Genomic DNA, 21,391 nt, shown 5'->3' with positions numbered 1-21,391 from the left:
GACATATTGCCCTGTGGAGCGACATGCAGCTCCAGCGTCCTCAGCTTCTGTTCTTATTGTTCTTCGTTCACATCAACAGCTGCCGTATTGTTGTTCATATACGCTGCGGATAAATGATCGTCTTCTTTGTTACGTCCCTCGAGAGCTGCCTGCAGCTTCTGATTAGCAGATCCGCGGTCCCTGCCTTTAGGGTTGTTTTTCTTCCTGCTTTCACTATTTTTACTCATAATCATCATCCTCCTTATGGTTCCTTCTTAATTTCTCCAAGAATCCTCTCCCTATGTCTTACTTTTTACCTTTATGAATGAATGAATCAGAACAGTTTGAAAAGACTAAGGAAAAAGCACGGATATTGCAGTGAATGACTGAATGCAATCCAAATTGGAGGAGTTCAAAATGCCGGAAAGCCCTCGTTTATCTTCATCCGAAATCGGAGTTTTATGGATGACTTATCAGCAGAAGACGATGATTCTTACGATGCTTGAATATTTTATAGAACAAGCGGACGATCCTGAAGCGAAACAAATTATGACGAATTTAAGATCAACCATGCAGCCATATGTAGGGAAAATCGAATCCATGTATCGGGCGGAAGATTTGCCTATTCCCATCGGTTTTACAAAAGAAGATGTGAATAAAGGTGTCCCGAAGCTTTTCGATAATGGTTTTGACATCATGTTCTTGCGTTTGGTGGAAGAAATCACTATGGGGATGCACACACTGAATTTAACGATGTCTTATCGTCCAGATGTCACGTTGTTGTATCAGGAGCTGACCCAGATTACTCAAAAATGCTATGACGATTGTACGCAATTTTTATTGACCAAAGGTTATCTTCCAAAATCTCCTTATGTAGCGGTGCAAAAGCAGGTGGAGCATGCGAAAGGGACAAATTATTTAGGCATGTTCAATCCTATAAAAGGAAAACGGGCGCTGAACACAGTCGAAATCGCCCATATCCACCATTCAATTGAATCCAATATTACGGGGATGCAGATGATTTTTGGGTTTGCTCAAAGCGCCACGCATCAAGAGATAAGCACTTATTTTCACAAAGGTGGGGAGTTAGCTAAGGGTCTGGTAAAGGAAATGAGCGAAGTGTTTTTACAAAATGACCTTCAAGTGCCTTCAACAGCAGGAGGGAATTTTACGACTTCCAAAATACCTCCTTTTTCAGATAAGCTCATGATGTATTGTGTCAGCTTGTTTTGTAGTTTTTCACTGGGCGGGAACTCTCTAGGGACAGCTTTCAGTCTACGGAATGATCTACCTGTGAAATTGACCGTTTTTATGAAGGATGTTTTTGAGTATGCCCATGAGGGAGCTAAAATCATGATTAAGCATGGGTGGATGGAAGAGCCGCCACAAACCATTAAACATTAGAGAAATGAAACCTGACATTTGTTAGTCAGGTTTTTTAATGTCAGGGTAATTAGAAGTTGAATTCTCACACCTTTTTTTATGTCAAGATTTCGATGTTGACAACCCTCCCTTTATCCTTTAATATCAAAAAAGCAATAAAACATATAAAATTACTTGGTTTTAAGGAGGTTCCTGATATGAAAAAGTTCTTTTTGCTTTTATTTATAGGTTTTTTAGCGGTGGTTCTCGCTGCTTGTGGGAGCAGTGAGGAAAATGATCAGACTTCTTCAGATGAAGGGAATGAGTCTGGCGAGTCTGAGCAGACCTTGCTTGAACAAATTCAAGAAAGTGGAGAATTGGTGATCGGTACAGAAGGAACGTATCGGCCGTACACCTTCCACGATGAAAATGATAAATTAACGGGTTTTGACGTAGAGATTGCGCGTGAAGTGGCCGAGCGTCTTGGGGTCAAGCCTGTATTCAACGAAACGAAATGGGATTCCATGTTCGCTGGTCTCAATGCGGAACGTTTCGATATGGTTGCAAACCAAGTCGGTATTACGGAAGAGCGCCAGGAAGAATATTCTTTCTCTGACCCGTATATCCAATCTTCTGCAGTAATCGTCACTCATAAAGACAATGAATCCATTGGAAGCTTTGAAGATTTGGAAGGTGTGAATGCTGCCCAATCGATGACAAGTAATTACGCGGACATTGCCCGTGAAAATGGAGCAGAAATTACTAGTGTTGAGGGATTCAATGAATCAATGCAGCTGCTTGCCACCAAACGTGTGGAGGCGACTGTCAACGACCGTTTGTCTGTGCTTGACTATTTGAACAACCGAGAGGATGCACCTGTGAAGATCGCTGCCCGTCAAGATGATGCTTCTCAAAGTGGTCTGCTTTTCCGTCAAGGCAATGAAGATCTTGTAAAAGCAGTCAATGAAGCCCTTCAAGAAATGAAGGACGACGGCACATACCTTGAAATTTCCGAGAAGTGGTTTGGTGAAGATGTATCTAAGTAATATCTTTACAGACCCTGAAATGGAAAAGTATATCGATATTATTGTGAGCTCTTTTCTCCCTTTGGTGAAAGGGGCTTTCTACTATACCATTCCGCTGACGCTGATCACCTTTGCCATCGGTTTGGTTTTGGCTGTGATTACCGCTCTCATGAGGCTTTCCAATATGAAAGTTCTCCAATGGATAGCACGCGTTTATGTGTCAATCATTCGCGGTACACCTTTGCTTGTACAATTGTTCATCATCTTCTTCGGGCTCCCCTCTGTCGGGGTAACGATTAACCCGTTGTATTCAGCCATTATCGGTTTTTCGTTGAATATGGGCGCTTACAATTCTGAGATTATTCGTGCGGCCATTTTGTCGATACCTAAAGGGCAGTGGGAAGCCTCTCACTCCATCGGAATGACAAATTTCCAGGCCTTGCGCCGTGTCGTGCTGCCCCAGGCAACGAGAGTATCAATCCCCCCATTGTCGAACTCGTTCATCGGGTTGATTAAAGATACATCGTTGGCATCAACGATTACGTACACGGAAATGTTCCGAAAAGCACAGGAAATCGCGGCAACGAACTATCATTTTCTGCTCGTCTATACGGAAGCCGCGGTGATCTACTGGATCATTTGTATCGGTCTTTCCTTCGTGCAGGATCGTGTAGAGAACAGGTTGGATAAATATGTCGCAAAATAGGAGGCTGCCATGATTACCGTCAAAGACCTCAATAAATCCTTTGGAGATTTGCACGTACTGAAAAACATTCATATGGATGTCGAGCGCGGGGAAGTGGTTGTTGTCATCGGTCCCTCGGGTTCTGGAAAAACGACGCTGCTCCGTTCATTGAATATCCTGGAGACGCCCGAAGAAGGGGAAATCACCATCGGAGAACAAAGGATGGATTTTTCCAAACCACTGAAGAAAAAGCAAATCGTCGAATTCAGGAAACAAACCGGAATGGTGTTTCAGAACCATAACCTTTTCCCGCATTTCACCGCACTGGAAAATGTGATGGAGGGACCTGTGACTGTCCAAAAGATATCCAAAGCGAAAGCACGTGAACGAGCGAAGGATATTTTAACGAAAGTGGGCCTTGGTGAGAAGCTTGACGCTTATCCTCATCAACTCTCAGGAGGACAGCAACAGCGTGTCGGCATTGCCCGTGCTCTCGCGACGGGAGTGGAAGTCATTTTGTTCGATGAACCCACTTCAGCACTTGACCCTGAGCTTGTCGGCGATGTTCTTGATGTCATGAAAGAACTTGCGGAAGAAGGGATGACGATGGTCGTTGTCACCCATGAAATGAGCTTTGCGGAAGAAGTGGCCGACCGGGTCATTTTCATGGATCAGGGAAAAGTTGTCGAAGAGGGGACCCCTGAACAAATTTTCCAACAGACGAAAGAACCGCGTACGCAACAGTTCTTGAACAGGATACGGAAGTAAAGTCAGGCGATTCTGCCTGGCTTTTTTTGAGGAATTTTCATGTATCTAGTTAGGACGTTAATTTTCAGCGTTAGGTCGCTATTCTTCATAGAACGGGCGTTATGATTGATCTTTAAGTCGCTATTCCCTTGAGTTAGGGCGTTAATACCTAGAGTTAGGTTGTTAGATTTTGATTTGTTTGAATATTCTTTACTTCCTAGTCATAAACTCATAAACTGTGAGTGAGCAAGTATTTTCCATTACATACGTTGGAGGAAATGCTATGAAGATATTAGAGCGTGTAAGCATTGTAGAGTATGAAGAAAAGTATGCAGCAGGGGTAGCGAAAATGTGGAATGAGAGCCGTGATAACTGGGGTGGTGATGCGGTTGTCACGACGGCAGAGGACGTCGTGGAAAAGGAAGCGGAATCTACGAATCTTCATTTATTCCTTGCTGTAGTTGACGAGGAAGTTGTCGGTTATTGTGGACTTTCGGAGTATAAGGAAGATAAAGGAGCTCTTTATATTCCGCTTTTGAATGTGCATCCAGGATATCAGGGGTTGAAGATCGGGAAAAAATTGCTGCTTCAAGCCATAGATCAAACGGTCAAATATGGTTGGCCGCGTCTTGATCTTTTTACATGGCCGGGAAATACAAAGGCGGTGCCGCTTTATAAAAAGTGCGGCTTTTTCTGGGAGGATCGGGATGATGCGACTCATCTGATGAACTTCATGCCACAGGTGCTTCAGATTGAAGCGTTGAGACCTTTTTTTGATAAGCATGATTGGTACTCGACAAGTGTGAGGCCGATTGAAATTAAGCCTGATGGAAGGAAAGAAAAAGGTTTCACTTTTTATGAATACCGCTGGGAAGCAGGAGAGGAGTTTGTGCGGGTTCAGTTTGAACGTACTGGGCGTGGCATCTCTCTCATTGAGACGAATGACTGGCAGGTAGAGATGGAAGTGCCTGATTTTAAACTTTTGGAAAACAAAGATTACCCTGTAACCTATCAGGTAGAGAATTTTACGAGCGAGGGTCTCGAAGTATCATTGTCTGGAAATTCCTCACCACTTGTAAACGAAGATTTGAATGAAGAGACAATGGTAGAGTCCGAATGGAGTACTTCATCCAGCGTCCAAGTTCAAGTACCGGACCAAGAGCCAAGCCCGTGGAAAACCCACCCTGTCATCGGAGCGGATATCACGATCAATGGCAAACGTCTTCCATTGAGAACTGGGGTTTTCCCTCTCCAGGCAGGGAAGGTGGATGTCCGTACGGTTCAAAAATATTGGCGCCCGCGGCAAAAGGGAACGCTTTATTTGGATGTGGAAAGCCGTATGGAAGAAAAGACGATATGGACGATCAAGTGGCCTCGCCAAAAAGTAATCGAGTGGTCGGAATCATCGGTGGAGGTCGAGGTGGAAGGCAAAGGGCGCGCCACCATTCCGGTTTCTGTTGAATTGTTGAAGAATGGATTTTTGAATGAGGAAGTGGAAGTTGAGGGACGTACAGAGGAGGGCCGTGCTTTTTCCTTCCGTACAAAGATCGCGCTTGCTTTTCCGGGATTCGGTGGGAAATTTGGTGGAGATACCGATACGGAATGGTATGGCTACAATGGTCCTTATTATGTGCGTATCGAGAAAAGAAATCATATGGTTTCTATAGGATCGGTCAGGTCGAAAGAAGACCCTCTTCTTCTTATGACTCCAAAGCTTGGCCATCCGTTCAGTGAGGAATTTTCGAAAAAGATGGCGACGTCGGTCGAGTATATTGAGCTGGCGGAAGCCTTTGTAGTGAAAACCTCCCTTGAGTCTGAGGCCTTCCCGGGGATTGTGTTGAACAGTTATTACAAAATCTATGGCGACGGGCTTGTCGAGCTCCATCACGAGCTAATCAATAACGGGGATAATGATTACAAAAATCTTCATTTGCTGCAGCCTGTTTTTCCGAAATATAAAGCTCTCACTCTTCCTGAAAAAGACGGCGTGGTGATTGGTGCGGAAGCGTTGATCCCTTACACGGAATACTTGCGTGATAAAGATCTTTCAGAACGATGGCTTTATACGACAAACCGTGCTGGCGATACGTTCGGGATCGCGTGGCCGAAAGAAGCAACGGGGAGGAAAGATGACTGGCGCTTCGCTTTTGATTACCCCCTCGACCAGCTTCCATCAGGGCAAAAGATCTGTCGCGGACCGATCCAGATTGGTGTGAATGTTACCACTCATTGGTCCGACTGGCGCGAAATGGTTTTAGGAGAGGTGAATCCGCTTCCGGAGAAGCCAGTGTTTGAGGTGGTACCGAAAGAAGGGTTTGTCTCAAAAACAGGGGATGAAGTGACGCATTCGTTCCGGTCTTTACTGACTCCGCATGTGTATGGAACGTTGACGGTTGAAAATGACGCAAATTTGTATAGGAAAGAAGTGAAGCGTGAGGATGGTGTGACCGCCATTGATGTGCCGATTGTCCACGAGCGTCCTGGTCTAACTACTTTAACTGGCACCTTCCGTTCTGAAGGGAGAAACGCTGATTTCATTACTTGTCAGCTCGTCCAGGGAGATCAAAAGGTGAATGTCAGCCAAGAAGAAGATCGCTGGACGGTCGATAACGGTGTATTGACGTTTACAGCCTCGCCTTCTTATTTTCCTGGGATCTACTCCCTTTGTCATCAAGGGCGCGAGTTCCTTCATCACCAGTATCCAGAAGCAGGTCCGAGAAGCTGGTGGAACCCATGGGGCGGAGGACTGCGCTATGTCATGGATGGTGTGAGTCCTTTTTCGATGATGAAGGAAGAAACGAAAGTGGGATCCGTATCGAAAGAAGATCAGGACGGCAATCATTGGACGGGAATTTGTCTGGCTACAACCTTCCATGAACATGAAAAGGTGAAAGGTGTAACCTTGAAACAATATGCCCTGACATTGCCTGAAGTGCCGGTCGTAGCCGTTTATGCAGAAATCGAGCAGGGAGCTCCTCGTACTTTTGCTGCTGAGAAAATAGCGCTGGAAGCCTTTTTGAAACCGGATGAAAACTTATCCTTATGCTATGCTCGAATCCCGACGGAAGGGGTTTTCCATACGTATTACGCTGGAGTGGAGGAGTATGAGCTCGAATCCGGCCCATCTGTTGTCATCGGTTCGGATGGGAAAAAGGATCACCTGATGATGGTCCACTCCCAAACGCGGAAGCAGGCGGAAATGTATATGAACCAGGACGTTTTCCTCGTGGAATCTGTTCACGAATGGTCCGCTTCATCACAAAAGGCAGCTGCTGTTCGGCCAACATTTTTTGTTATAGGTGAACATGAGGAACCATGGAAGCAGCACCCGTTCCACCGGATTTCTTTCAAGGGGATATGAAATGAAAATCGTTGATGCCCATATCCATTTTTCCAGCATCCAAAGTTTTAAAGACACGGGAAAGGACTTATCCCGTGTCGATTATACAAAAGAAGGACTTCGCAAAGAGATGAAAGATGGTGATATTGTTTTTGCCATTGCGATGGGCGTGACCGAAGGGAAGGAAGGCTTTCCGGACCGCCAAGTTCAGACCCCCATGGGGCTTGATTTGGATGAGACTTTGCCACCTGGATTGGGGGTGTGTCCGGGGGTTAATCCTTTCTGCTTGAATCAGGAAGCAATGGACCGATTAGAAACGAAGCTTCAAGAAGCCGAGACCGTTGGTATTAAAATCTATCTCGGCTACTATCCGTTTTACGCCTATGACGACATCTATCAGCCTGTGTATGACCTTGCTGCTGCGTACGAGGTGCCTGTTGTTTTTCATACAGGAGATACGTATTCAGAACGAGGATTATTAAAGTATTCTCATCCGCTGACATTAGATGAAGTCGCAGTAGCGAGGAGGGACGTCAACTTTGTCATGGCACACCTCGGAGATCCATGGGTACTGACAGGAGCAGAAGTCGTTTATAAAAACCGGAACATGTTTGCCGATTTATCCGGCTGGCTCGTTGGAACGAAAAAAGAACTGGATGCCAGGCTTGTAGATAATCATTTCGACCATGTCCGCCATGCGTTGACCTATTGTGATCATTACGAGAAGTTGCTTTTCGGTTCTGATTGGCCACTCGTTCCGATCAAGGATTACGCAGAATTTATCGGTGCTTTTATCCCATCGAAGCATGTGGAGGATGTGTTTTATGAGAATGCCTGCCGTGTTTTTCCTAGAATTGAAAAGCTAATGTGAGAAAGCCCGCCCTGAATCGAGGGGCGGGCTTTCCAGTTATCCATGCCTAAGTGAAAGAAAACGGGGGACCACTTATGATATGGTAGAGGCAACGACTGAAGCGATAAAGGAGATTTTTATGAATTTACAAAAAGGATGGAATCTGAAGCAGAGTTATACAAAGCTCCCGGATTCTTTTTATACAAAAACGAGCCCTTCTGAAGTCGAGAAGCCTGAACTCGTTCTCTATAATGAGGCGCTCGCAGAAAAGCTGGGCTTAAATACAGAACCGGATCCCGCTGTTTTTGGAGGTAATGCAGTACCAGAAGGAGCGGAACCGATCGCACAAGCTTATGCCGGCCACCAGTTTGGTCAATTTACGATGCTGGGCGACGGAAGAGCGGTATTGCTTGGCGAACAGGTAACGCCTGAGGATGAGCGCTTCGATATCCAGTTGAAAGGATCTGGACGTACGCCTTTTTCCCGCGGGGGTGACGGACGAGCGACGCTCGGTCCAATGCTGCGGGAACACATCATCAGTGAAGCGATGCATGGATTAGGGATCCCGACGAACCGGAGTCTCGCTGTTGTGACGACAGGGGAGTATGTCCAGAGGGAAGACCTTCTTCCTGGTGCTGTACTGACCCGAGTCGCTTCCAGTCATTTACGTATCGGGACATTCCAATATGCGGCCGGTCTCCAGGACCACGACCAGCTGAAGGCCCTTGCCGATTATGCGATCAAGCGCCATGACCCTGAAATTCTTGATTCAGACCAGCCTTACTTGACCTTTTTCGAAAAAGTGATTGAAAGGCAGGCGTCCCTGATTGCACAGTGGCAGCTCATCGGGTTTATTCACGGCGTGATGAATACAGATAATATGACCATCAGTGGAGAAACGATCGACTACGGTCCATGTGCGTTTATGGACACCTATAATACGAAAACTGTTTTCAGTTCGATTGATCGCCAAGGCCGCTACGCCTATATGAACCAACCCCCGATTGGAGCTTGGAATCTGGCTCGTTTTGCAGAAACTCTTATACCGCTATTCCATGAAAATCAGGAGAAGGCTGTGGAAATGGCCCAGGAAGCGCATGCCAAGTATGAAAAGTACTATCACACTTATTGGCTCAACGGGATGCGGGCAAAATTGGGAATGGTGACAGAGGAAGCTCAGGACCAACCTTTAATTGAAGATTTATTGGAGATTATGGAAAAGAACGAAGCGGATTATACCAACACCTTCCGTGCACTAACTCTTGGTCGGCCAAATGAAACAGTCCTCTATGGAAAGCCTGCGTTTACCAACTGGTACAAGCAGTGGCAGGCGCGTTTGGAGCGTCAGGAGAGCAGTGAAGCGGATGTCCACGAATTAATGAAAAAATCGAATCCTTCCATTATTCCGCGTAATCACCGGGTGGAAGAAGCGCTTGAAGCCGCGGTGGAAGAGGGAGATTTCAGTGTTGTGAAACAACTGCTTTCTGTTTTGGCGGATCCTTACGCTTACTCTGAAGAGCAGGAAGCCTATGCAGAATTACCTGAACCATCTGACCAACCTTACCGGACATTCTGCGGGACTTGAGCGAATTACGTCATAGCTGAAAAGGTAAAAAGTGCCCTAACTCAAGTCGAAAGCTCCTTAACCCAAGTTAAAAGTGCCTTAACGGGAAATCAAAGTGCCTTAACTCGACCGAAATGACAAATAACTCGAATGTTTAACAATGACCGAACAACAAAACGGCCAGGGTCCAGCCCTGGCCCATTATATCTCATCCAACTTTTTTAGTTCTTCAAACAGATCATCATAATAGTTTCGTTCAAAGACGAGGACGGTTTCGACCTTATGATTCATGAAGAACAAACTTATCCCGTGCTCAAGGGAAATAAAGGTTTCCTCAAAGTCGACAAAATCCGGATCAAGCTTCTTAAAGAGTTTCTTCGCTTTCCTCTCCCTCATATTTAGGAATGAGATCCCTTTGCAGGTGACCTCGGCGGGAGCTGTAAATTCATATGCGTTGTTTGTTTCTTCATCTTCTTTGTAATAGGAGAATACCCCAGACTTCACGAAGTGGTCGGAAGTTAATTCATCTTCATCACGAACGAACTCGATAGGTGGTTCATTCATAACTTCTCTAACTTCTTCTTTCCTCATGTTGAGCTTTAGTGATCCTGCAGACGTATAGGGGATGATTTCCATAACGGTGACTTCCTTTCGTTTATTCTCTAAAAGTTTAGCATAACTCCAGGCGTAATGTTCTGGTAATCTATGGTCAGAGCTTTTGACAGAGGACTTTGGTCTGATTATAATGGTATGTATAGCAACTATTTAGGGAGATTGCATATGAACTTAAGTTTTCAAGATTATATTAGCATCAAGCTTCACCAGACGGATTTAAAGCTGACGAGCTATGTGAAATCACAGCTGCAGCCTTACAACCTTGCCCCCGAGCAGAACTTGATTATGATGCTGCTTTGGGAAAAGGACGGCATGACGCAAAATCAGCTTGCTCATCATTTGAAAAAAGATAAGACGAACATTGCCCGGATGGCTTCGAACCTTGAGAAAAAAGGGTTCATCAAGCGGAACTTTTGTACAGAAGACAGACGTTCTTTGGAACTTTATTTGACGGAAGAAGGACGGGAGTTGAAAGAACAAGTCGTACCTGTCGCAGAAGCCTTCAATGACGCTGTGACGGAAGGGATTTCAAAAGAAGAACTGCAAGAATTGGACCGGCTCCTTAGGAAAATGCAAAACAATATTGAAGGGTGAGGAGCCCTTTTTTTAATCAGATAGTAGATATAGCAACTAATTGAAAGGATGGTTGACATGGCAAACTTTCAAAGAGAAGTAAATGATCATTGGTACGTCCAATATCAAGAGATGGGATTTCCTGCAATTCAAAAAGGATGGGTCTTGCCCGCAGACAGGTGGCGCGATTTCGATCCATTCATCCTGATGGCCGAGGACTGGTTCAAAAAAGGAACATTTCCGGATCACCCGCACCGTGGATTCCAGACCGTCACGTATGTCGTCGATGGACGTTTGGAACACATTGATAATGCAGGAGGCCGCGATATTCTTGAGCCTGGTGACGTTCAGTACATGAATGCAGGCTGGGCGGCAAGACATGCAGAAGACGGTGTGGAAGATGACGTTGCACATACCCTCCAGCTATGGTTGAACCTTCCGAAAGACAAGAAGAACACCGAAACCATTTACCAAAATGTATATGGAGAAAAAGCTCCTGTCGTTCCTTTTGACGGGGGAGAGGTGAAAGTGTTTTCTGGGAATGTTGCCGGCGTGGAAGGACCACTGAACTCCATCGTTCCCATTACGCTCAGTGAGATCACCCTATCTGAAGGAGCAACCTTTACCCTTGATCTACCTGAAAACCACAATGCATTCCTATACGTTCTTGCAGGAGATGTTGTGGCAGGGGAAAATGAAGTGAATTTGAAAAAGCATGGGGTCGGTACACTTTCTTTTAATGAAAAAGGGGAAGGAACCAGTGAGTTAAAGCTCGTCTCTAAGAAGCGCCGAACGAAGGTGCTTGTCTATTCTGGTGCACCGATTGGGGAAGAAATTGTCCCGCACGGACCATTCGTCATGAATTCAATGGAAGAAATCAAACAGGCATATGATGACTTCCGCAAAGGGAAATTCGGACCTCCTGCTGTATGATAAAAAGACTCCTGTTTATTCAGGAGTCTTTATTTTTTTGGTGTACTGTTTATTTTCATACATTCGCTTGTCAGCCAGATTGAGATACATATCTAAATTTAAACCTTCAATAAAAGAGTCAGCTGGAAGTTGGATCAAGCCATAGGAAATGGATGCGCCTTCTTCGATCTGCTTAATCGTTTCATTAAGGTTCTGGGCTAATTTTTCTGCGGTATCTTCACTGCACCCAGACAGGACAAGGACAAATTCATCCCCTCCGAATCGGAAAGCGCCGTCAAAACCTTCGTGGATGTTAGAAAGGCATCTGGCGAACTTTTTCAACACACGATCGCCTTCTTGATGGCCTCGACGATCATTGATCTCTTTAAAGTTATTAAAGTCAACAAGGACCAGAGTGATAGGAAAGTCTTCTTTCTGAGCCCTTACCAGTTCTTCTTTTACATACGGATAAAAATACCTGCGGTTATACAATGATGTTAGTGGATCTCTTATGCTTTGATGCTTCAGCTTTTTGTTTTGCTCATTTATGTATCCTTTAAAAAACGAATTCTGCCTCTTATTCGTAATGTCAAAAAAGCGCTCAATGATTGGCGAGGAATCGATAATCGTTTCCACATCTTTGATCGCTTTTAGGACTCTTTGTATACTGCACATTCGAGTACTATGAGTCAGGTGGAGCATCAGATCAATCGTGAAATAGTTGCGTTCAGCAAAAGCAATCCCTACGTGGACCCCTTCTTCATAGTCTTTCTCTATATACCTTTCATACTCTTTTTCTGGTAGGAAGAGGGCGTCGCAGGACCTGTGCAGTGTTTGGGATAAATGGCTGGAATAGTCAGGATAGTGTTCTACATAACTTCTGAATTCTTTTATATGACTCATATCCAGCAAATGATCTTCGATAACCTTTGGGATAATCGTGTGTAAAGCCTGAGCGTATGTATGGTTTAACTTCATCCATGGGATAGAGCCTTCCATTTTCATCACCTGCCTAAAAGGTTTTGTGATTCTTATGTCCTTGGACTTAAGAACAGGTTCTATATAATAGAATAGATGAAATATTTGGTAAATGCTAGACTTGATGTACAGAATTGTTTATGAAGGAGGAAATGGAATGGATTTTAAAAAAGTAGAAGATTTCACAGCTTTTACAGACATATCGCGACGCTGTTACCCAGGGATGAAATTAAATACTCGAGAAGAGCAGGAAAGGTACACGGAACACCGGCGAAAAATGGCTCAGAAGGATGACATTCACACGATCGGTCTTTATGAAAAAGAACAGCTTGTTGGTGGATATATCGCCTATGACCACGTTATGAATGTATATGGGCAGCAAGTGAAAGCTGGTGGAATTGGGACCGTAGCGGTCGATCTTCCATACAAAAAACAAGGGCATGCGAAGCGGATCATTCAGCAATTCCTAGCAGAAGCCGGAGATAAAGGACAAATCATCGCCCACTTGTACCCGTTCCAGCCATCGTTTTATAAGCGAATGGGATTTGGATTGGGACCGCGGTTGTCGACCTACCATTTTCATCCCTCGCAGCTTCCAACTTACGATGAAGGTGAGAAGGTCGAAGTATTGAATGCCAAACATCAGGAAGAAGTAAAAGCATGTTATGACACATGGGCAGAAGAAAATCATGGGGCCACGGTTATTCCTCCGTACGGATTCGCTTTCCTCGAAAAAGAAGAGCTTCACACATTCGGGGTGAGGGAAGAGGGCAAGCTGACAGGGTACGTGACGCTTGAATTCAAAGAGGGCGGCCACTTTTTACAAAACGATTTGCATGTGAAAAGCTTCTTCCACACCTCTACAAAAGCCTATCGTACGCTTATTCAATATCTACATAATCAAAAAGATCAGGTGCGCTCCATCTATTTCCCGACGTTTGACCAGGAATTTGCTTATTCACTAAATGACCCTGTCCATGTTGATGAACAGCTCATCTTTTCCATCTACCATAAAGTCAGTGAAGAAGGCCGGGGATTGATGTATCGCATATTGGATATTCCTGCATTTCTTGAAAAAATAGGAGAGGTCTGTTTCGGAACGGATACGGTTAGGGTTGGCTGGAAAGTGAAGGATTCTTTTTTAGATGAAACGCACGAATCGGTCTGGCAGTTTACTAATGGAAAACCGCAGTCGACAGATAAAGAGGCCAAAGTGACCATTGAAATTGATATCGCCCATTTCTCTTCCTTAATGATGGGATGTGTATCACTGTCGAGTTTGTTAAGAAGCGGTGCGGCTGTCAGTGATGGACGTGCCGTGGATCTCTTTCAACATCCGGAACAGCCGAAATGCTGGACATTTTTCTAACAGAAACCATACCTATATAACATGTAGATCTAGGTGTGGGGAGATGGAACGATGAAAAAGAAAAATGTATTCGCAGCCGTGGAGCATTTTGAAAGAGGCCCTTTTGCAAAAGTTCTCGAGGCTTTTCGGGTACGGTATGAAAGGGTAGGAGAGCCAGTAGGAACCATTTACACCGCTCCGCTTTCACATGAAGAGCTCGTTGCTCTTGCTGACTTTATGGATATGAGCGTGTACGCTTTGGAGTTACAAAGAAAAATTTCTTTAAAGAATTTTGAAGAGAAATTGCAGGTTAAATATCCCGGAGTGAAGCTTGAGCAGCTGCTGCGCGTGTATTTTAGGAAAGAAACCGTTCCGCTATTGGATAAAAAATAATTTTGTGCGATGGTTGACGCGGCTTGGATATGGGTATATAATAAAGTTAATTATTCTTGTTCGGTTAGGAATGAAAGCTAAAGGAACTCGAAAGTGACTTTCGTCTTGAATGAATAGGCAGAGCAATTATAGTAATACAATGTGGATCGTCATCCACGCAGGAGGTAACAACATGTTACAAGGTACAGTTAAATGGTTCAACGCAGAAAAAGGTTTCGGATTTATTGAAGTAGAAGGTCAAGACGACGTATTCGTACACTTCTCTGCTATTCAAGGCGAAGGATTCAAAACTCTAGAAGAGAACGAACAAGTTTCTTTCGAAATCGTTGAAGGCGACCGTGGCCCACAAGCGGCTAACGTTCAAAAATAAGTAAGACAAAAAGACTTCCGACTCGTTCGGAAGTCTTTTTTTATATTAGTGAAATACGGATATATTTCGGGAAGTCACTGATAAAAGTGTAAAAGCCGCTGATAAATACGCTAAACCCATTGATAAATCTAGAAAAGTGACTGATAAAAGGTTAAGAGCGACTGATAAAATCAGAGGCTGCTAATAAAATTATGAAAGCTGCTAATATATGGCATGAAGTTGCTAATAAAAGTGCCTAACCTGCTAATATATTACCTGAAGTTGCTAATAAAAGAGCACAAGCTACTAATAAACCTTTCCCCGCTATACCTCAATGAACAAAACAAAGCCAGACTCTAGTGAAGAGTCTGGCTTCTTTCTAATTTTACACCCACGTATAATCTTTTCCCCAGCTTTCCTGAGCAAGTTGACGGATGCCATCGACGATGGAATTTTCCACTGCGTATGCATCCCCCTGTTCGTAAGGGTTGTAGTGGAAAGCGTATAACCTTGAAACAAATTCATGGAATGGTAAGGAGCTTTCGCCTTCCATTTCGCCATTTCCAATGACGCTTGGTTCAATATTCTGCCCCCAGTTTTGAGAGCCGTCATTGTTCGGGTTATAAAAGTAAATTCTTTCCTCACCACTCGGATCTTTTGCGATTCTTGTAATCGAAACGGCGTGGAGACCGAGCAGTTTGCCGTGCACGTTCGTAATAAAAATGCCGACAGGATTGGGGTAGATCAATTCATAATCATCATTGTATTCCGTATGATGTGTGGCGTAGAAAAGTTTGACGAATCCAGGATAATCCAGCACGTATCCGGTGATCGGATCGAACACGGAGCTGAATCCTTTCTGCACCCAGTTCCCATAAAAAGCCGGGTTGACCCAGCGGTGTCCGTCTTCTCCTCGTAAAGCAACACGTGTCATCATTTCACTGTAGATCTTGTCCAGGTGTGGTACGAGGACTAGGGATACAGGATCGAGCTCTTTATCAAGGTCTGGAGCAAGTCCGCCTTTTAGCTCTTTGGAATGAATCGGTGTTCCTTCGAATGTGAAGTCCAAATCGCCATCACGCGCAGCTCGTGGAATGATTTCCAGCAAGAAGCCTGGGGCGTGCTGGGCCCATAAGCTGATGCCACGGGCTGCTTGACATGTTGGATTGAACCCTTGACCGACACCGAGCGGTTGACCGAGCACTTGGATCGTGCCAGCTACAAGGATGCTGTTCGCTGTGACCCCTTCGCCTGTATTCGTTGTCGAATACAGAGCATTTCGTACATCCGGACGAATATCAAGCTCCACCAGACGCCTTAATCCTGGCGCAACAGGGGAGTGGGACAGCACCCCACGCTCAAGTAACATCGACAGGCCGTAAATTGCCTGGCGGGTCGCCGGGAAGATCGAAGCCCGGATCAACTGGATCACAAGTTCACGATTCTCCTCGAGATTCGCGCTGCCTTTGCTGTTCAAGTTCAACGCATAGGCGAGAAGCGCAGGGTTTCTTTTACTCAAAAATCGAATCAAGGTAGCATGGTGTGGAGCGACAAGTCCCGTTTCACGCATGGATTGAGCGAGTGCGACACTTTCAGAAATAAGGTCCGTACGTGTGAGTGTTTTCAATTGGGAACGGTACGCATGGACGTCATTGAACTGAGCACTCAGTTTAGAAGGCCCTTCGATGGCTGCGATGAATTGTTTCAGTTCTGTCTTCCCTGACTCATCCGAATCCTGGTCGAGCATTTCCTTCGCCATTTTGATCATGGACACAATTCGCTTCACCATGATCGGACGTTGGGCTGTGAGACGTTTGATTTCATTAATGAGCGTTTGGATCAGAGCGCTTGAGGAAAGATGAGTAGATAGGAATTGAAACAACTTTCCTGCTTTTTCATCATTCTCATGCTTTTCAATCCTGGAACTTTCACTGGCATCCGGGAACAGCAGATTCAGGTTCAGAACCATCACTTCATTCAAAAACTCTTCAGCCATTTTAGGCGAAACATTTGGATTTGTCGCTTGTCCTTTAGCGATGGCGAGCATACGCAGTTCGCTGAGGACTTCGATGATCATAGGCAGCCCCTTCGCTTTCAACGAACCTGCTACAAGGGGAGGCTGGAGTTTTTCCGCTGCTTCCCAAGGGCCATCTTGAAATACACCCGCTTCTTCCAATCGACCGGCATGCTGATATAAATTTTCAAAGCCATCCTCTGCTTCAATGAGACGGTTCGCCTCCTGATAGACATCCGTCTGGTACTTGGATTTGGCGAAGGATGGAGCTTTATTTAATTCGTCTAAAGCATAGATAAAACGTTCGACAAGGGCGCTCGTCGTTTGAGGCATAAAACCTCTCCTTTCTCTATCGCTTGCGCTTATACGTAGAAATTGTATTGCTCGTATGTCTTCAGCAAATCGGTCATTTCTTCACTGTCACGGCCATAGAAAAAGATCGTTCCATAATGGTTTCCGAAGCCGACACGTTCGGCTACTTTTCCTTGAGGAGGGGTAAACATATCATGCTTCTCAAAGTACGGGTGGTCCTCAAGCTCTTCAGGAATCTTCAAATCTTCCACATAATCCACGTTCGGGTGAACCATTAGGCACCCAGCGTAGTTTTGATAATCATAAGGATCAGGGAAAAATTCGCGGATTTCTTCTTCTGTTGTATTCGGATCACTGCAAAGGATTTGGGCTTCATAGGCGCTGAATCCATAAGCGCGCTCAATCAACTCGAAAATATGACCTCCAGGTACGCGGGCAGCCACTTCTCCAAAGTGAAGCGTTCCGTCCTGGGTGATAAAGTATTCGGGATGGATGACGCCGTACTCGATTTCGAAAGCGTCGACCAGTTGTTGAACCGCACGTTCAATCAGTGGACGTTTTTCCTCTAAGCTCGGGGAAGCCGGAACGAAGTTGGAATAGCCAAGCTTCACATATTCCGTAATATTGAGGAAGCGCACTTTACCTTTATGGATGAACGCTTCACACGAGAATTCCTGTCCGTCAAGATGACTTTCCATCAATAGTGGGAAATCCGTATCCTGGATTCGTTCAATATCATCATTATTATAGATCGCCAAATGACCGACAGAGCCTGCCTTGTCCAAGGGTTTGACGTGAATCGGGTCGAGGTGATCTCCTTCTAGTTTTAACAAAGCTTCGTTGACGCGTTTCAAGAAACGTTGAACGTCTTCCTTCTCGTGGGCCTCTTCAAAAACGCCGACTTTGATGCCGGAAATTTGAGCTTTCCGCTTCATCATCCCTTTGTCGCGAAGCAATAAAGAACGGTTGAATACACGAGGGTCTTCACGGAAACGAGCGTTCAGAGCACCCGCCCATTCCACACATTCTTCATATAAAGGAACAGCAAGTTCGACACCCATGTCTTTCAGCTGCTTATACAAATGATCAGAGCTTTCATTGAGCTTATTAAAGTCCCATCCTACAAACGGAATCTCGTGCTTTTCTGCATACGTTTCAAAATCTGCAGGTCCGACAACGACGAATGGACGGTTCATGCGAGCTGCAGCCTCTATAGCCTGCACACTCCAGCCGACTAAAGCCGTATAATACGGTTTTGTTTTAACCGTCTCATCTACAGTCGCATTCAATTCAAGTTGATCTAGATCCATTTCGAACCTCTCCTTTGTCAGTGAAAATATAAGTATAGGAAACTTTGACACTGTTACTCTTAAAGTATCAGAACAGGCCAAAAACTGTAAGCTTTATTCGCGCATTCGACAAAACTAGTGTTCCTTCTACAATGAACATACCAGGAGGTTGTCTAGGGTTCCTTTCCAGAGCGTCGATTTCCCGGGAAATAAAACGAATCATGGATTAAATAAGTTTAGAGGAAGTGATTTTCGTCAAAAGTATAGTACTGAAAAAAGGAAGGTGCCTATGACAAAACAAAAGACCTATCAGGACCGTTTAAAAAACCTTGACCCTCGCAAAGCGGTGGAGCGGGGACGTGCTTATTTTTCAGAGAAAGAGTATGGAGAAAAGCTTCGTACGTACAGCAGTCGAATCGGGACGAAAATCGTCTATTATAGTTTGCTGTTGTATTACGCCTTCAAAAGCCCTGATACTCCGAAGAAGGCAAAACTGACGATTGCGGGGGCATTAGGATATTTGATACTCCCCGTGGATGTGATCCCGGATTTCATTCCGGTCGTTGGTTTTACAGATGATAGTGCGGTTATCATTTATGCTGTCTATCAAGTGATCTCTCATATTGATGAACAGGTGAAAGAACAGGCGAAAGCAAGACTATTAAAACTCTTTAACGGTCAAGTGGATCTCGAAGAGTTGGAAGACCCTGTACAGAAAGATGAGTAAGCAAGGAGACCATTTCCAGGTTTCCTTGCTTTTTTCATGTTCCACAATCATGTATAATAAGCGTGTTTTGTAAAAGGGAGAAGATACAATGACAGCAACATTCCAACACTTGAAAACGGATGGAGCCTTTTTCAAGTATTTAAATAAAAAGAATCAATATAAACAGCCTGTTCGAGAGTGTATGCTGCGGACGATGGCGAAACTTCAAGATAGAGACACGACCGAGCACCGCCCGGGGATGCTGCTTGGCAAAATTCAATCCGGGAAGACTCGTACGTTTATCGGGGTGATGGGACTCGCGTATGATCATGGTTTTGATATGGTGATCCTTTTGACGAAAGGGACGAATGCGCTCGTCAAACAGACGTATGCCCGCCTTCACGAAGAGTTCGAAGGGGCAATCGAACAGGATGCCCTGCAGGTTTTTGATATTATGAACATGCCTGATAATCTACGAAAGTATGAATTATCTCAAAAACTGGCTCTGATCGTGAAAAAGGAGACGCACAATCTCGACCGTCTTCAACAAGCGGTGATGGAAAAATATCCATCCCTGCAAAATAAACGTGTGCTTTTCATTGATGATGAAGCCGACTTCGCTAGTGTCGCTTATGAATACAAGCGTGAGCAAAACGTCAAACAGATGCGGGTGATTGCATCAAAAATCAATAACCTTAGAAAAACGCTCGACCGCCCAGCCTTTTTACAAGTAACCGCGACCCCTTATTCCCTCTATTTACAGCCGGAAGAAATGAAGGTCCATGAAGGGAAAGTGTTCGAACTGATCCGCCCGGCGTTCACAGAGCTTGTGCCTGTCCACGAACGTTATATCGGTGGCGATGTCTATTTTGACAAAAGTGAGAAGGACGGTCACCTTGCTTCCTATCTATACCATGAAGTAGAGGAAAAAGAGCTGGAGGTCATGAAAAAGATGGATGGCCGTCGAGTGAAGATGGACCGTTTGTTGAGTCAGAAAAATATTGCGAACATCAGGAAGGCGGTTGTGAATTTCATCGTAGGTGCGAGCATCCGTCGTTTTCAACAGCGGATGAGAGGCCGAAGTGAACAAAAGTATTCCTTTATCATCCACACCGAACGTGGAAAAAATGCGCATGCCTGGCAAGCCGAATTGATCCAGGGTTTTGAAGCATTACTTATTGAGGCCGCCCGATTGGGATCGGAGGAGTTCCATAAACTGGTCCGTGACTCTTATGATGACCTTATCCGTTCGGTGAAAACATTGAAAAAGACCCCGACTCCTTCTTTTGAAGATGTGTATGAAGAAGTCCGTCATTCTTTGGATGAAGAATATATCGTCAGTAGTGTCGTCAATTCGGAAAAAGACGTCACCGAGCTGCTTGATCATAAAGGGGAGCTGAAGCTTCGAGCTCCAATGAACATTTTTATTGGCGGGCAAATCCTTGACCGGGGTGTGACGATACACAATCTGATCGGCTTTTTCTATGGAAGGAACCCGAAATCCTTCCAGCAGGATACGGTTTTACAACACTCCCGTATGTATGGAGCAAGACCCGCCGCTGATCTTGCCGTGACCCGCTTTTACACGACACAAAAGATCTACGCCGTCATGAAACGGATTCATGAGTTCGATAGGGAACTGAGGAACGCCTTTGAACGTGGCGGGCACCATAAAGGCATTGTTTTTATTCAAAGAGATCTCAACGATATGATTATGCCTTGTAACCCTAACAAAATTCTCTTATCAAGCCTTACGATGATTAAACCACACAAGCGGATGCTTCCTGTCGGTTTCCAAACGGGGTATAAAACGCATATCGAAAAGACGATACGCAAGATCGATCAGCTTGTCAAAAAAGCTATGAACAGTGCTCTTGTCACCAAAGATGGTGCCTATCTTATTCCAGTAACGAGTGCTAAGGAAATACTCCGGCTCGTCCATGAGACGCTGGAAATGGAAACAGGCCATGATTTTCATCTCGATGAATATGAAGGAATCCTCGATTACTTGAGTTCTGAGGCACAGGAAGATGCTTTTGTCTGGTTGCTTACAAAAACGAACAGGCAGATTCGTCGATATAAACAGGATGGAAAGTTCGAAAACTCTCCTGATACCCCAGGTAAAGGAACTGGGGAACTGACAGTGGCAAGGAAAGTTGCTCAACAATACCCGGCTTTGATCATGCTTCGTCAGGAAGGAAAAAAAGAACATGGTTGGCGCGGGGCGCCATTTTGGTGGCCTGTCCTCGTTGCGCAGGCAGAGACAGCTCCCACGGTGTACGCAAATAAGACTATTCAAGAATAGGAAAGAAGCCTGACCAATGGGCCGATTGGACAGGCTTTTTTTCTA

At 44.9% G+C, this 21,391-nt stretch carries 19 protein-coding genes; 14 read left to right on the top strand and 5 right to left on the bottom strand.

The window, feature by feature from the left end; genetic code table 11:
• Nucleotides 1–53 precede the first annotated feature (53 nt).
• A complete protein-coding gene (locus tag DYE48_RS21150; RefSeq protein ID WP_160916167.1) occupies nt 54–227 on the bottom strand; it encodes a hypothetical protein in 174 nt (57 codons plus the stop codon).
• A 169-nt stretch (nt 228–396) separates the two neighbouring features.
• Here DYE48_RS21150 and DYE48_RS10730 point away from each other — a divergent pair, with 169 nt between their 5' ends.
• The 7 genes from DYE48_RS10730 (at nt 397) to DYE48_RS10700 (ending at nt 9,573) form a co-directional block, all read left to right on the top strand.
• A complete protein-coding gene (locus tag DYE48_RS10730; protein WP_115823623.1) occupies nt 397–1,383 on the top strand; it encodes a DUF3231 family protein in 987 nt (328 codons plus the stop codon).
• Nucleotides 1,384–1,559: 176 nt separating this feature from the next.
• Entirely contained in the window at nt 1,560–2,387 is an 828-nt protein-coding gene (locus tag DYE48_RS10725; RefSeq protein ID WP_115823622.1) for an amino acid ABC transporter substrate-binding protein, read from the top strand.
• Complete coding sequence (locus DYE48_RS10720; RefSeq protein ID WP_115823621.1) at nt 2,374–3,072, top strand: amino acid ABC transporter permease; 699 nt, start codon at nt 2,374–2,376, stop codon at nt 3,070–3,072. The genes DYE48_RS10725 and DYE48_RS10720 overlap by 14 nt, the downstream gene beginning before the upstream one ends.
• A gap of 9 nt (nt 3,073–3,081) precedes the next feature.
• Nucleotides 3,082–3,819, top strand: coding sequence for an amino acid ABC transporter ATP-binding protein (locus DYE48_RS10715; protein ID WP_115823620.1), 738 nt, complete (start codon nt 3,082–3,084; stop codon nt 3,817–3,819).
• A 262-nt stretch (nt 3,820–4,081) separates the two neighbouring features.
• On the top strand, nt 4,082–7,159 hold the full coding sequence (locus DYE48_RS10710; protein ID WP_115823619.1) for a GNAT family N-acetyltransferase: 3,078 nt from the start codon (nt 4,082–4,084) through the stop codon (nt 7,157–7,159).
• 1 nt (nt 7,160) lies between these two features.
• Complete coding sequence (locus tag DYE48_RS10705) at nt 7,161–8,009, top strand: amidohydrolase family protein (protein ID WP_115823618.1); 849 nt, start codon at nt 7,161–7,163, stop codon at nt 8,007–8,009.
• Nucleotides 8,010–8,127: 118 nt separating this feature from the next.
• The gene (locus DYE48_RS10700; protein WP_115823617.1) at nt 8,128–9,573 is read left to right on the top strand and encodes a protein adenylyltransferase SelO; all 1,446 of its coding nucleotides are present in this window, start codon (nt 8,128–8,130) and stop codon (nt 9,571–9,573) included.
• Nucleotides 9,574–9,753: 180 nt separating this feature from the next.
• Here the strand turns inward: DYE48_RS10700 and DYE48_RS10695 are convergent, their stop codons facing one another.
• Nucleotides 9,754–10,188: a hypothetical protein gene (locus DYE48_RS10695; RefSeq protein ID WP_115823616.1), complete on the bottom strand. Its 435-nt coding sequence runs from the start codon at nt 10,186–10,188 to the stop codon at nt 9,754–9,756.
• A gap of 144 nt (nt 10,189–10,332) precedes the next feature.
• On the opposite strand from DYE48_RS10695, the gene DYE48_RS10690 reads away from it, so the two are divergent.
• Nucleotides 10,333–10,761, top strand: a complete 429-nt coding sequence (locus DYE48_RS10690; RefSeq protein ID WP_115823615.1) for a MarR family winged helix-turn-helix transcriptional regulator — start codon at nt 10,333–10,335, stop codon at nt 10,759–10,761.
• Nucleotides 10,762–10,809: 48 nt separating this feature from the next.
• A complete protein-coding gene (locus tag DYE48_RS10685) occupies nt 10,810–11,673 on the top strand; it encodes a pirin family protein (RefSeq protein ID WP_425269299.1) in 864 nt (287 codons plus the stop codon).
• A gap of 15 nt (nt 11,674–11,688) precedes the next feature.
• Here DYE48_RS10685 and DYE48_RS10680 read toward each other — a convergent pair whose 3' ends face one another.
• Nucleotides 11,689–12,651 carry a GGDEF domain-containing protein gene (locus tag DYE48_RS10680; protein ID WP_167449489.1) on the bottom strand — a complete coding sequence of 321 codons (963 nt, stop codon included), beginning with the start codon at nt 12,649–12,651 and terminating at the stop codon, nt 11,689–11,691.
• A gap of 136 nt (nt 12,652–12,787) precedes the next feature.
• On the opposite strand from DYE48_RS10680, the gene DYE48_RS10675 reads away from it, so the two are divergent.
• The 3 genes from DYE48_RS10675 (at nt 12,788) to DYE48_RS10665 (ending at nt 14,741) form a co-directional block, all read left to right on the top strand.
• A complete protein-coding gene (locus DYE48_RS10675; protein ID WP_167449488.1) occupies nt 12,788–13,999 on the top strand; it encodes a GNAT family N-acetyltransferase in 1,212 nt (403 codons plus the stop codon).
• A gap of 51 nt (nt 14,000–14,050) precedes the next feature.
• Nucleotides 14,051–14,371 carry a hypothetical protein gene (locus tag DYE48_RS10670; RefSeq protein WP_115823611.1) on the top strand — a complete coding sequence of 107 codons (321 nt, stop codon included), beginning with the start codon at nt 14,051–14,053 and terminating at the stop codon, nt 14,369–14,371.
• Between the two features lie 172 nt (nt 14,372–14,543).
• Nucleotides 14,544–14,741, top strand: a complete 198-nt coding sequence (locus DYE48_RS10665) for a cold-shock protein (protein WP_089651440.1) — start codon at nt 14,544–14,546, stop codon at nt 14,739–14,741.
• A 364-nt stretch (nt 14,742–15,105) separates the two neighbouring features.
• Here the strand turns inward: DYE48_RS10665 and DYE48_RS10660 are convergent, their stop codons facing one another.
• Nucleotides 15,106–17,067: a hypothetical protein gene (locus DYE48_RS10660; RefSeq protein ID WP_115823610.1), complete on the bottom strand. Its 1,962-nt coding sequence runs from the start codon at nt 17,065–17,067 to the stop codon at nt 15,106–15,108.
• Between the two features lie 29 nt (nt 17,068–17,096).
• Nucleotides 17,097–18,356, bottom strand: coding sequence for an ATP-grasp domain-containing protein (locus tag DYE48_RS10655; protein WP_115823609.1), 1,260 nt, complete (start codon nt 18,354–18,356; stop codon nt 17,097–17,099).
• A 268-nt stretch (nt 18,357–18,624) separates the two neighbouring features.
• Here DYE48_RS10655 and DYE48_RS10650 point away from each other — a divergent pair, with 268 nt between their 5' ends.
• Nucleotides 18,625–19,062, top strand: coding sequence for a YkvA family protein (locus tag DYE48_RS10650; protein WP_115823608.1), 438 nt, complete (start codon nt 18,625–18,627; stop codon nt 19,060–19,062).
• An 88-nt stretch (nt 19,063–19,150) separates the two neighbouring features.
• Nucleotides 19,151–21,346 (top strand): Z1 domain-containing protein, encoded by a 2,196-nt coding sequence (locus tag DYE48_RS10645; protein WP_115823607.1) that lies wholly within the window; start codon nt 19,151–19,153, stop codon nt 21,344–21,346.
• Nucleotides 21,347–21,391: the final 45 nt, after the last annotated feature.

The sequence above is a fragment of the Halobacillus trueperi genome, from assembly GCF_003386945.1.
Lineage (GTDB): Bacteria > Bacillota > Bacilli > Bacillales > Halobacillaceae > Halobacillus > Halobacillus aidingensis.
This window is presented reverse-complemented; position numbering and strand designations above follow the sequence as displayed.